The sequence below is a fragment of the Companilactobacillus keshanensis genome, assembly GCF_003946205.1.
GTDB lineage: Bacteria > Bacillota > Bacilli > Lactobacillales > Lactobacillaceae > Companilactobacillus > Companilactobacillus keshanensis.
Genome location: NZ_RHOS01000005.1, coordinates 1 through 12,878 on the forward strand (window position 1 = coordinate 1; position 12,878 = coordinate 12,878).

The following is a 12,878-nucleotide window of genomic DNA, read 5'->3' on the forward strand; positions in this document are numbered from 1 at the left end:
AGTCAAAGCAAAAGCACCTCCAAGATTTATTTTCTCAGAAGTGCTCTTATTTATCTGTATCAAATTATATACTCAGTACCTTGCATTTTTAGTGAGAGTCCTTTTATGTTTGTCAGCTGAAATAATATGATTTCAGTCGACGACTATGAAGGGATTTTTTCATTTCCAGATTAAATTTAATGCTATTTAAAAATGATAAATTGACGGGTACTGAAGTATTTCGCAGTTATTAATTGGTTGAATATCCAATATTAAATCCTAACTTCCTAAATTAATAATATTGGTATATACTTATTTATATAGAAAAAGACGAATGTAATCGACATATTAAAAATACAGTCAAATACATTCGTCTTTTTGTGTTTGTTATAGAGGGGGAAATATGAAGCGTAAAAATTATATACTAGTAATTATCAGTATTTTATTTTTACTAGTAATAGCTGGCTGTGGTAATAAAAAGGCTGATTTGAGTAACGTAAAAGAATCAAGTGGCAATATTGTGATTAAAGGCCACAATTTTAGAGGGTTGCATCAAGGAAATGGAACAGTTAAAGATCCAGATTATAAATATTCTATTTATTTTAGTAAAGATGGCAATTTTGTTCAGGATATTATCAGTTCTAAAGGATTTGCGGGAAGATTCACAGAAAAGGGTACTTACAATATTTCCAAGAATGGTGATGTAACAATGAATATTGCTAGTGTTACTGAAGAAAGATTCAATAGTGATTCTGCTCTATTAAAGGGATATACACCAACAAGTATTGTTCAAAGGGAAGATAACACTTTAAATGATGCTGAAAATCATCCGATTAAAATTGAGAATAAGAAGACTTATTTATTAGGTACAGTAAATAACGTCAAGCTTTATCCAACAGATGCCAAGACGGTTAATTATAAAGAACATTATCAAGATGAAATGAAGAAATATGATAATACTTATAATAAATTTTCAGGTCATGGTTTTACTTCAAATGGTATGGACACATCAATGAACGGCATTGCTTTCAAGGGGAATAGCTTCATCTGGAGATATGGTTATTTAGGCAAAAATACAGATAAGGACAACGCTGTCATGACTGTGTTTGAAGGTACTTATTCATATAGTTCTAATAATCATATTTTGACTTTGAATGTTTCCAATCAATCAAAAGCTTATTATGGCAATTTGATGAATCTTAATGATTTTAAATATATGAAATCTGACAATTCATTGGCCGTAAACAGATTGAAATTAAAATATCGAAATAATGTTCTTACTTTAGTTGATAGTTCACTTAAGGGTTGGAAAATGAAAGATGCATACCCAGATGACACTTCACGAAGTCAACTTAAATATGATGACTATCTAAATAGTTATTCAGTATCAATCTTTGATTCAAAGATGCAAAAAGATAGCGATGATAATTCATCCGTAAAAAAGGTTTTTCCTACTAAGGAAGATTTTGCTGATTGGGTAACAGATTATTATCAGGATGATGAAGATACTGAAAACTTTCACGTTTTAGAAGCTGGGGATGGTGCAACATTACCGATCCAGGAAAATACCGGCGGGATTAAAAAGGATACGCCGATGGTATATAGATTATATTATTCTCTTGCTGAAGAGGGTAACGACGAGTCTGACGTTGGCAGAAACGTTGGGATTACCTCAGATGGTAAAATTTATAGTGGTCACGATATTATGTTTGACCCTGATTTAACTCAAGCATATAAGGACTACATAAATAATTAAAAAACTGATGGTGGAACAATTACAAAAGACGGATTAACTTTCACCATAACATTAAAGGCTGATACAGCGATATCTGAAAAATAATTATTAACCAATGAAGCACTTAAACCAATCAAGGTCTAAGTGCTTTTTATAACTATTCCGATATAATAAAATTAATCCTATAAATTACTGTCAAACTGTTTTATACTTGTGATTATAGAGAACTTTTTACAAAAAACTCAACTTTGAAGGGAAATGTTAATTATGCCACTAGTACATATCGAACTAATCGAAGGACGCGATCAAGAACAATTAAAAGGAATGGTAAAGGATGTTACTGAAGCCATTTCTAAAAATACTGGTGCGCCTAAGGAACATATTCATGTTGTTTTGAACGAGATGAAGAAAGATCGTTACGCTGTTGGTGGCGTTCTTAAGAGCGACGAATAGATATTAATAATGTCCGTGTCGATTTTATCGATGCGGATTTTTTATTTGAGGAGTTTTAATATGTTAGAGTCAGTTTTACCAAATAAACAACTTACTATTGAGCAGCAAGATGTTTTAAATGAGATATTAGAATTTTGTCATAGCAATTCAAACGATACTAGATCGTTATTCCAACTGAATGGTGATGCAGGTACTGGTAAGAGCGTTATCTTGACTCAATTGTTTTTAAAAATAGAACAGGATGCGAAAGTTTTCAATAAAGATAATTATTTCTTAGTTAATCATCCAGAGCTTCTAAAAGTCTATCAAGATAATGCTGGAGAATTTTCCGAATTACGTAAAAATAGATTCTTGCGCCCAACTACCTTTATTAACAAAATGAATAAAAATCATAAACAGGCTGATGTTGTCGTGATTGATGAGGCTCACTTACTTCTAAGTGAAGCCGATAAATATAATAATTTTTCTCAGAATAATCAATTGGAAGAAATTATTAAACTCAGTAGAGTAGTAGTTATTGTCTATGATGAGCGCCAAGTATTAAAAATGAAAAGCTATTGGTCTCAACAAATTATCGATAAACTAGTTAAACAGTTTGGCTTAAGATATAAATTAAACACTCTTCATACTCAAATGAGGATGAATGCCCCTCGTAAAATAGTTAGATGGATCGATGATTTAACTAATAATCTACAACTTGATACGATTGATAATAAATCTAATAATTATTTGGGAGGAACTTATCAAGGCTATGATTTTAAAATATTCGAAGATGCAGAGGAGATGTATCAGAAGCTACGTTTGGATAATAGAATAGTCCAAAAATCTCGTATTGTATCAACTGCAGACTATCCGTCAACTTTAGATGGTAAGAAGCACTATGTTAATGAGGGAAAGTTTCATTTGCCATGGGATCAATACAATTATTCTAATGTGACCTGGGCTGAGAAAGAATCTACAATTAATGAAGTAGGGTCAATTTACACTATTCAAGGATTTGATCTGAATTATGTTGCTGTCATTATTGGACCATCGGTAGTTTATGATAAGAATGGTCAAATTAAAATTGATCCTGCTAAGTATGAGGATCATGAGGCCTTTAAAAAGCGACATTTAAATGATGTTATCCAAATTGATCGAGCTAAAAAGAGGATCATTCAAAATTCTATGAACGTTTTATTAAAACGTGGGGTCAAGGGTCTATATATCTATTTTCATGATCAAAGGATCTATAATTTTTTAGCAAATAAATAAGGTTACATAACAAAAAATATTAGAAGATAAGAGTCAATATTCAAAACAATGGATATTGGCTCTTTTTGTCGATCTAGCATCTGGCAAAAGGGAAGATGATACAAATAGTATCAAATTAAATTTAAACAGTTAGAGTAATACGCTTCCACTAAACCATCTTAGTGTTGGTTTAACAGAGAGATTTATCTGAACTATTTACAGAATAACTATGCTAAAATATACATAGTGTTGTATTAAGGATGGTGGTATTGTGCGAAGAAACACTAAAACGAGTGCAAAAATAAAAAAAGCCTTCATCAATTTGATGAAGGTCAAAGGATTTGAATCTTTAACGGTTAGAGATATTACTAGTACTGCCAAAATAAACCGCAGTACATTTTATGCCCATTATAATGATAAATACGATTTGCTAAAGAGTTACGAAAATTCTGTCTTAAAGTCGTTGAGTCAAACTTTAAATAATAATCTCAATTCATTAACAAAATCACAAAATATTAAAGTGGATGATGAGTCTTATCCAGTGATAAATTTAATTATTGGATATATTGAATCAGAGTTTGATTTGATAAAAGTTCTCCTTACGATTTCCTCGTTTGGCGAAAAGATCAAAAATATTTTACGACAGATAATCATTAAGGGATTATATCTTGATAAAGGAAATAATAAGACAGTTGGTACGATTCCAAATGATTATGCGTATGAAATAATTGTATCTGGATTACTCAGCACAATTACATATTGGCTGTCTAAGGATCATCCTGAGAACAAGGATACAATTATTGATATCATTCTGAAATCACGTTATTTAAGTCCCTATGATCTATTAGGTGTCGATGATCAATTTGGAAATACTATTAGGGTTTGATTTTTAGTTCATTGATATTGTTAGAATTCATGAACTGCTTTATTTGATCCATCAATTCATTATTGGCGTTATAATCAGCAAATGCTATTGCTGTAGTCAGAGCATGGCTCAATTTATTGTAATCAATAGGATCAGTTCCTAAGGTATTTATAGCAGATAGATAATATAATTCATCAGTGAATCTGGCCGTAAAGAACTTATCGAAATTATGTAGCCCAAGATCGATCAGTGATGCACTGCGGTCGTAATCCTTTTGTTCCGTATACCATTTAGTTAATCTAACGATATTAGAGCGATAGTAAAAATAGTCGCTTCTTGAATTGACTACAACATCGATGTTTGCGTAAGCCAAATCAAAGTAATAGCCTGTTTTAAGATTTTGATGTTTTTCCAGATAAATTTGCCCTAATGCTGAGTAAATCATTGTTCCCCAAAAGCTATTACGATTAGTTAATAATCCCAGTGAATAGTTTAATTGGAAAATGGCCTCGTCGAAGTCTTGCTTTGATTTTGCTAATGCGGCATACAAAAAATGCGAGTGTATTTTCTCCGAAGAGGGGAGTGCACTTTCTTTTATTGTTGGTAATTCTGATGATAGTATTTGGTAATCTTCATGTTGAATGGCAATATCTAATTTTTTAAATTTATCTTGAGCTAAATTACTAGTTGGCAGAGAAGAAAATTCTGAAAAGATTTGATCCAAAGTGAGATTTAACCTCTGGCAAATTGAGATCAGTATGCCAACAGAAGGAGATAAATTCTGATTTTCAATCTTACTTATAATTGCTTGAGTACATATTCCATCAGCTAATTCAGTCTGATTTAGATTAAGAGATTTGCGTTTGTTTTGAATGACTTTTCCTAAAAGCATGTTTCACCTCAATTAATATTATTTGAAGTAATAAATTCTGGTTAATTCTTATTCATATATTATCTATAGTAATATTATATTCAAATAATTCCAAGCCAGAGTCAAATAATTTTTCGGATAATTAATAATAGTGAACATTGTAAATGATTTGAATAGTTGTCTGATAGAACTGATTTATAAAAATAAATTTAATTTATGATACAAAAAAAGAGTGAACCTAAAGGTTCACTCGAGAATGCTCAACTATGAATGTAGCTTAATATATTCTAAGATTGTTTTCGCTTCATCAGATGTAGGTTCATAATCACCAGATTTAAGATTATGAATCCTTTCAACTGAAAGGTGACTTTCAAAAGCAAATTGTGTATCGTTCATATTTTTATCACGTTCAAAGTGAATAATTGTTTCAGCAATATTTGGTTTATCCATATCACTACCTCCATTAGTTAAATAATAGCATTAAGACAAGATTATTTAAAACGTTGACCATTTATTTAGTGGCCAGTAACGCCATTTAACTTCACCAATGATACTTTTCTTATTGATGAAACCAATGATTCTACTATCTTTAGAAACGGTTCTGTGATCACCCATAACAAAGTAAGAACCTGCGGGTACTTTGTTAGTTTTTTCAACCTTTTTAAGATAGCTTGTGCTGTATCTTTGTTTGTATTCTGATGATTCTTTAGCAAGTTTGCTTAATGTAAAATTATAAGTATAGCTGTATGGTGTATTAGCATAAATGCTTGTATCTGGTTCTTTTACCTTGGAGCCCGCATCTAAGAATGATTCATCAAGTTTTTTACCGTTGACATACATCTTATTATTCTTAGAAACAACTGTATCACCAGGTAATCCGATGATACGCTTAATATAAAACGATCCTGGTTCATCAGGTGCCTTCAAAACAACTACATCGCCTCGAGATAGCTTGGTATGTCGAACTGCGATTACCTTATCCCCGTTTTCAAAGGTCGGTTGCATAGAGGGTCCTGAAACCTTGTCATTTGAAAAAACAAACTGCATAAGTAGGAAGAGGACTGCGTAGATGGCTGCGGTCAATGCGATTGTTTGCAACCAAAACTTCCAACCGCCTTCTTCCTCCTTCTTAGGCTTTTGTCTTGTTCTATTGTTTGCCATAATTCACCTCGTATGTATACTAACTAGAATATTACACTTTTTGAAGATTATTGGAAATAATTGTATCATTTTTAAATTTTTTTAATTAACAAATTGACAGACTAACTATTGTATAATATTTAAGAATTTTATTTTAAGGGGATCGTTATTATTAATTCATCGAAAAGATTGATCTATATTGATTTTATCAGAGTCGTGGCTATGCTTGGTGTGGTTATGGCTCATTCAAGTGCTGATATTTTGATCACTAAATCATTTTCAAATTATTGGAACTTAGCCAATGCAATGATTGTTATTGTTACACCGGCTGTACCACTGTTCTTTATGATTAGTGGAGCGACTATTTTAAATAGTCAAAAAACATATGGAGTAGGGTATCTATTCAAACATCGGCTGACACGTGTTTTAATACCATTTGTGTTTTGGTCATTTGTTTCGACGGCTTTCTTCCAATATATTGATCCAAATACCGGTTTCTCATGGCATTTAACTTTGAAAAATATGTCATTGATTTACCATCAACCTGTTCTAGAGGCCTACTGGTTTATCTATCCATTGATAGCCTTCTATCTGCTTTCACCAATACTCAAGGCTTTAGTGGATAATATGAGTGATAAATTGCTGAATTATGCTTTGATCTTATGGTTTATTACTAATATGATTTTGCCATTCTTGGTTGTCACTATGCCAAGTCCATGGTCTGATATTTTTAAAGTTGATAATTTTGGTAATCTATTCTTTGTTTCTAAATCATTAGGCTACTTTATCTTGGGTTATAAGTTGTCTAAGGTAGATACAAAGAAACTTCATTTGTCGGTCAATCTACTTGTTAGTGTCATTTTGATGGTAGCAATGATCAGTATTAACTATTGGACTTATCATGACAGCAGCGTACATATTCCTGTTACGGGATACGAGCCATCAGTTTTCGTACCAGTCATTTCAGCATTGATTTTCTTATCATTCAAGAAAATCGATCCTAAAGTTTCTCCATTTATGGGAAAAATCATCGAGTATATTGCTCCTTTGACTTACGGGGTATACTTGGTTCACGGTATCGGTATTCGTCTAGCACAATACTATGTAAATAGTTTGAACTTTTTAGGTGTATTCGGACTGGCAACGATCATTTCATTGGTTATCGTTTGGATCATCAGTCTGATTCCGGTTGCAAAGAAGTATCTAATTTAGAGGTGATATCATGAGTTTGAGTTATATCGGTGAATTAAGAGATGAAATAGATGAACTTACTAATGGAAAACGTTTTAAAGCTCGAATTGATTTTATGGATCATGTTTGCCAAGCTTTGTCAGACAAGAGACTGCCTAAATATCACTTTCCGAAGTTTCAGTTATCCGAAAAGGATCTTTATAGTTATTTAGGATCATTAATGGATTTGGATCGGCCGTCATACGATGATGCTGTGAGAAAGTTGGAAAAATTTGATCATAATTTACGTGAGTTCAGAACATACTTACAGATTCGCTTTGGATATTGGGCTACAGTAACCGAAGATTTTATGAGGATTTGGAGTGAGTTATATCCTGATACCAAATATTTAGAATTGATGGCCGGTAATGGCTATATCTCACGTGGTTTCAAGAACTTTGGTGTGGAGTCAATTTGTACCGATGATCTTAGTTGGGCTAAGCAAAGTCAAACTGGATTGAAAACTTTAGTAGATGTTGAGAATTTAGATGCTATAACAGCTTTAGAAAAGTATCAAAAAGACATTGATGCTGTGGTATTAGCTTGGAGTCCTGATCGAGAAGAAATTGATTATGATATTTTACAATTGGTTAGAAGAGCTGGTATAAAGCTTTTTGTGATAGGTGAAAAAGATGGAGCTACTAATAGTCATAAATTTTGGGAAAATGCTGAAATAGTTGAAGATCCTAAAATAGAGCAATTAAATAAAATGTATTCTCACTATGATCTTGTTTGTGATCGACTTTATTTAATTAGGTAGAGTTTTTTGTGCTTAATACATAATAGAAGCAGTAATCAAAATCGATTACTGCTTCTATTTTCATCAGTGCGTACAAGCTAACCATGTTTTGTTGAACTATCTCTATTAGTGTAAAATGAGTTATCGTACAAGTATTAGTTAGACTAGGTGGATTGAATGAAAAAAATAATTTCTAGTATTATCATATTTATTTTAGTTCTGTTAGCAGGAACCGCTATTTCTAAAAGTGATTCGATCAAATATAGTAATACTATGAATCGCTTAGGAATGAGTGAAGATGCGACCGTTTTAGAAACTAATTCTAAAAAGAACTTAGTTACAGCAATCAAAGATTTGAATAAGAAAAAATTAACCAGTTATCAGATAACCTTCTTTGATAAGAATAATAGTGATATTGGCTATATTTATAACTATAAAAGAAATGATAAATTACCGATAATATCTGGACGTTATTTTTCTAAGAGCGATTTTTCGTCTCAAATTCCATTTGCTGTTCAAGGTAAGAGTTCTGAGATTGAAGACTATAAGCCGCAGAGTCAGTCTTATATTAAGATAGGTCAACGTTATATTTCAGTGATTGGTACGATGGGTTTTGGAAATTCTGATCTGTTGAATAATCAAACATTGATTTCGCTGTCACCTAAGCAGCCTAAAGTCAAAAAGTCTTTAAAGAACGTAATTACTGTGTTGGACGGAAAAGCGGTCACTTCTAAAGAAAGTTACAGTAGGATCAAGAAGACGTTACACGTTAGAAGTGCCCATAAATACAGTCCTCAAACGGATGATTTTAGTGCCGTCAAAGTAGAAAATAACGGTGAACTTTATAAGGTTGGAATTGTTTTATTGTTTATTATGGCAATTGCAGTTGAATTTTATATCCTGATTCCGTTGAAGTATGATCTTCAGAGATCTAATTTGACTGGTGATTTGAAGAATAATTATCGAAATGGTTTATTAATTAGGTATTTGTTGTATACACTGATTCCTTATTTAATAGGATATTTAATCGTAAATTGGAAGATTGTCATCATCAGTCATACAACGTTTAACATGTTTATGATTGGTTCATTAGGTTTGGCAATAATTGTCGGACTTCATCAAATATTTTTTGTGAAACGAACGGAGTGAAGGATTTAATGAGAGTTAATTTAAGCGATGAGTTTAAAACTAAATATCATGGTTTACTAGGCGATAGGTCAGAAAAGTTATTTGCTGCCATTGAAACAAATAGTCAGAGTGCTTTTCGACTCAATCCTTTAAAAAATGATTATAAAAATGTTCAATACAGTTTGGAACAACCAATTGAGTATTCTAAGGTCGGTTACTTTGGAGATATTGATGGTAATTCGATCGACCATTTGTCTGGCTATGTTTATAGTCAAGAACCAAGTGCAATGTATGTTGCTGAGGTTGTTGATCCTCAGGCCGATGAGAAAGTTCTCGATCTTTGTGCAGCTCCAGGGAGTAAGACAACTTATTTAGCCTCAATAATGGACTCTCAGGGACTTTTGGTAAGTAACGAGATAAATAACAAACGAGCACGTATCCTTTCCTCAAACGTAGAAAGAATGGGTATCAAGAATGCAGTGGTAATAAATAATTCGCCAAAAGATCTTGAAGATGGATTTGAAGGATACTTTGATCGAATTTTAGTTGATGCACCATGTTCTGGTGAAGGGATGTTTCGAAAGGATCCAGAAGCGGTCCAATATTGGTCATTGGAATACGTTGAACAGTGTGCTAATCGACAGAAGCATATCTTAGATTCGGCTTTTAAACTATTAAAAGATGGCGGAACATTAGTTTATTCAACTTGTACTTTTGCGCCCGAAGAAAACGAAGAAAATATTTCTGAATTTGTTGAGCGACATCCAGAAATGGAAATTGTACCAATCAAAAAATATCCTGGTATGGAAGATGGACGTCCACAATGGGGACATAATAATCAGGATTTAACTAAGGCCCTAAGAATGTTTCCGGATCAGTTTAATGGTGAAGGACATTTTATTTGTAAAATGATCAAAACGGGTTCCGCTAGTTCGGCTAAAGTTAGAACCTTCAAAAACCAACCTACAAAAGTTGAAATGAGTTATTTGGATAAATTTGTTAAACAAAATTTGACTAATAATTCATTGTCAGAAATTTTTAAAGTTAAAGATGACCTTTATCAAGCTGCTACATTTGATACTAGATTTAAAAAATTACACGTGTTACGTAATGGATTAAAACTTGGAGAACTCAAAAAAAATAGGTTTGAGCCCAGCATCTCATGGATGCTAGCACTCAAACCAGATGATTTGAATTCAGTATGTGAATTAACCGATGATCAATTTGCTAAGTATTTGCATGGTGAATCGGTTATGGTAGATCAGGATTTCTCCAATAAGTGGATAGGCCTTAGTTATCAAGGTAAACTCTTCAGTTGGGGTCGATACAGTAATAAACAGATCAAAAATGTTTATCCTAAAGGATTAAGGAAGTAAACTGATCTGACGTTGTTTAGCATAATTTATCAAGCTTTCATCATAAATGATGGGGGCTTTTTTTATTTGTTCAATGTTTTGAGCACCAATGTTAGCCATGATCACTTTTAATTGAACGATAAAGCTTTCAAAGAAGAGTCTTGTTTCTTCGTATGAATATTTTTGCAGATGATGTAATACTAGTCCAGACATACCAACTGACTTAGCACCCATTTTCAATGCTTTGATAACATCCATTGGTGTACGAATTCCACCTGAAGCAAAGATGTCTAAGTCATTTTGGAATGGTTTAGTTTCGATTAGTGATTCAACAGTAGAAAGAGAAAATTGATCTAAGTACGTGAGATCTAATTCATGATTTCTAGCACTTTCTATCTGAGCAAAATCAGTTCCACCAAAACCAGAGATATCAATATGCATTACACCAATATTTTTTAATTTTTGAATAGTATTTTGTGACATTCCGAATCCGACTTCCTTGACAATTACAGGCACAGAAATATTTTCAATAATGTCTTGAATATTCTTTAACCAAATAAATTCACGATCGCCTTCAGGCATAGCGAGTTCTTGGGTGACATTTAAATGAATTTGCAGAGCACTAGCTGAAACTAGATCAACTGCTTGTTGTGCCATCTCTGGTGTTGCTTTAGCAGAAACATTGGCAATTACAAATCCGTCTGGGTTATTTTTACGTAAAGTTTTAAAACTGTCAGCAGTTTCAGGTATTCTAAAATAAACGCCCATTGAGCCGCTTGATACGGGGACGTTTATTTCTTGAGCTAGTTTCGATAATTCATTATTGAATTGTGCTGATTGCTTAGATCCACCAGTAATAGCGTTAAAATAAATCGGCAAACTGGCTTTGAAACCTAGGAAATCAACTGACAAATCAATATTATGATAATTTAGTTCAGGCAATGCATCGTGTAATAATCTAACATTATCAAAATCGGCGAATGATTCGTCGGTATAGTACTTTTCGGCCAGAAATAGATGTTCGACTTTACGTTGAATTTGTTTGTCTTGTTTAGGCATTGGCAATTATTTCTCCGATTTTTAAGGATAGAGGAGTGATACCAACCTTTTTCCATTGTTCCTCTAATAAATCTAAGTTTAAATCACGATCACTGATGACAATCCCGCAATCTCCGCCACCAGCACCGGACGTTTTAGCAGAACCGCCTAATTTTTGCGCTATATCACATAAATCAGTGAGCAATTCTGTTTCGATATGAACGTTACTAAATTCAGCCAAATCAGCTAACAAAGTACGATATTGATTGATCATTTCTTTGATCAATTCAGAATTGCAAGTTCTAAATCCGTGAATAAGTGTCTCAACACTCTTACGACTTGCTTTTAGGAAGTTTTGATATTTCTCAACTTTTTGAGCTTTTGTCAAAGCAATGCGGTCAACTAAGATTGAAGTTGAGGCTGGGGAACCAGTCCAACCGACAGTTAGTTCGAGATCACTGGGCAAAATCAAAGTTTCAATTTCAAGATCAGGCCAATTAAGTTCAAGAACTTTTGATAAGCTGTGATTACGAATTATGTTAAAGACCCAGTTACGGTCCGGTGATTTGTAGGCTACGATACCGCCAAAGGCACTTGCAGCAATATCTCCTAAACTGCCATTCCCTTGAACAGATAAGTGAGCGATAGAAGCTAATTTATAAATATCTATTGGCGTTAATTTGAGTTTATAGAACTCTCCTAAAGCCTTGACAACGGCAACAGTCACAGCGGCTGATGATCCTAGACCATATTTCTTGCCATCTTTTGAATCAAGCTCACTTGTAACTAGTAGGTCATAATATGCTAATTCTTTGTTTTTCTCTAAAGCATATTTTTCTACAAAATTAATGGCCGCCAAGATGTACTGTAATTGACTTTCAGTATCGTCAAAAACTAATTCTGTACCTTGTCGGTCCCAGTGAATAAGTTCTTTATTAAGATTTTTAGATTGAATTGTGCCACCATCCTCGGAGCGAGTGATTGTGGCAGTAACATACTGGTTAACTGAAGCGATAACAGCAGGGAAACCAGTTTCAACAACAGCGTATTCTCCTGCTAAATATAACTTCCCAGGTGCTTTTCCTGTAGACAAAAATATCATACCTTTCAAT

Annotated in this window: 13 protein-coding genes; 8 read left to right on the forward strand and 5 right to left on the reverse strand. The window is 33.1% G+C overall.

What is annotated here, in order from left to right; genetic code table 11:
* Positions 1 to 382: 382 nt before the first annotated feature.
* The 4 genes from EKM64_RS04055 (at position 383) to EKM64_RS04070 (ending at position 4,286) form a co-directional block, all read left to right on the forward strand.
* A complete protein-coding gene (locus EKM64_RS04055; protein ID WP_125675864.1) occupies positions 383 to 1,735 on the forward strand; it encodes a hypothetical protein in 1,353 nt (450 codons plus the stop codon).
* A gap of 246 nt (positions 1,736 to 1,981) precedes the next feature.
* Positions 1,982 to 2,167 (forward strand): 2-hydroxymuconate tautomerase, encoded by a 186-nt coding sequence (locus EKM64_RS04060; protein WP_125675866.1) that lies wholly within the window; start codon positions 1,982 to 1,984, stop codon positions 2,165 to 2,167.
* A gap of 60 nt (positions 2,168 to 2,227) precedes the next feature.
* Positions 2,228 to 3,421, forward strand: a complete 1,194-nt coding sequence (locus EKM64_RS04065; RefSeq protein WP_125675868.1) for a DUF2075 domain-containing protein — start codon at positions 2,228 to 2,230, stop codon at positions 3,419 to 3,421.
* A 250-nt stretch (positions 3,422 to 3,671) separates the two neighbouring features.
* Positions 3,672 to 4,286, forward strand: coding sequence for a TetR/AcrR family transcriptional regulator (locus tag EKM64_RS04070; protein WP_125675870.1), 615 nt, complete (start codon positions 3,672 to 3,674; stop codon positions 4,284 to 4,286).
* Here the strand turns inward: EKM64_RS04070 and EKM64_RS04075 are convergent.
* The 3 genes from EKM64_RS04075 to lepB all read right to left on the reverse strand — a co-directional run bounded on the left by EKM64_RS04075 (position 4,276) and on the right by lepB (position 6,297).
* Positions 4,276 to 5,157 carry a helix-turn-helix domain-containing protein gene (locus EKM64_RS04075; protein WP_125675872.1) on the reverse strand — a complete coding sequence of 294 codons (882 nt, stop codon included), beginning with the start codon at positions 5,155 to 5,157 and terminating at the stop codon, positions 4,276 to 4,278. The two genes, EKM64_RS04070 and EKM64_RS04075, sit on opposite strands and share 11 nt — an antisense overlap.
* A gap of 243 nt (positions 5,158 to 5,400) precedes the next feature.
* Complete coding sequence (locus EKM64_RS04080) at positions 5,401 to 5,586, reverse strand: LBP_cg2779 family protein (RefSeq protein WP_125675874.1); 186 nt, start codon at positions 5,584 to 5,586, stop codon at positions 5,401 to 5,403.
* A gap of 45 nt (positions 5,587 to 5,631) precedes the next feature.
* Positions 5,632 to 6,297, reverse strand: coding sequence for a signal peptidase I (gene lepB, locus EKM64_RS04085; RefSeq protein WP_125675876.1), 666 nt, complete (start codon positions 6,295 to 6,297; stop codon positions 5,632 to 5,634).
* 168 nt (positions 6,298 to 6,465) lie between these two features.
* Here lepB and EKM64_RS04090 point away from each other — a divergent pair, with 168 nt between their 5' ends.
* The 4 genes from EKM64_RS04090 to EKM64_RS04105 all read left to right on the forward strand — a co-directional run bounded on the left by EKM64_RS04090 (position 6,466) and on the right by EKM64_RS04105 (position 10,749).
* Complete coding sequence (locus EKM64_RS04090; RefSeq protein WP_164505294.1) at positions 6,466 to 7,488, forward strand: acyltransferase; 1,023 nt, start codon at positions 6,466 to 6,468, stop codon at positions 7,486 to 7,488.
* A 10-nt stretch (positions 7,489 to 7,498) separates the two neighbouring features.
* Complete coding sequence (locus tag EKM64_RS04095; protein WP_125675880.1) at positions 7,499 to 8,266, forward strand: hypothetical protein; 768 nt, start codon at positions 7,499 to 7,501, stop codon at positions 8,264 to 8,266.
* 156 nt (positions 8,267 to 8,422) lie between these two features.
* A complete protein-coding gene (locus EKM64_RS04100) occupies positions 8,423 to 9,394 on the forward strand; it encodes a hypothetical protein (RefSeq protein ID WP_125675882.1) in 972 nt (323 codons plus the stop codon).
* A gap of 8 nt (positions 9,395 to 9,402) precedes the next feature.
* Complete coding sequence (locus EKM64_RS04105; RefSeq protein WP_125675884.1) at positions 9,403 to 10,749, forward strand: RsmB/NOP family class I SAM-dependent RNA methyltransferase; 1,347 nt, start codon at positions 9,403 to 9,405, stop codon at positions 10,747 to 10,749.
* Here the strand turns inward: EKM64_RS04105 and fni are convergent.
* Both fni and EKM64_RS04115 read right to left on the reverse strand, forming a co-directional pair.
* Entirely contained in the window at positions 10,738 to 11,787 is a 1,050-nt protein-coding gene (fni, locus tag EKM64_RS04110) for a type 2 isopentenyl-diphosphate Delta-isomerase (RefSeq protein ID WP_125675886.1), read from the reverse strand. The two genes, EKM64_RS04105 and fni, sit on opposite strands and share 12 nt — an antisense overlap.
* The gene (locus EKM64_RS04115) at positions 11,780 to 12,859 is read right to left on the reverse strand and encodes a phosphomevalonate kinase (RefSeq protein WP_125675888.1); all 1,080 of its coding nucleotides are present in this window, start codon (positions 12,857 to 12,859) and stop codon (positions 11,780 to 11,782) included. Before EKM64_RS04115 ends, fni begins: the two co-directional genes overlap by 8 nt.
* Positions 12,860 to 12,878 lie beyond the last annotated feature (19 nt).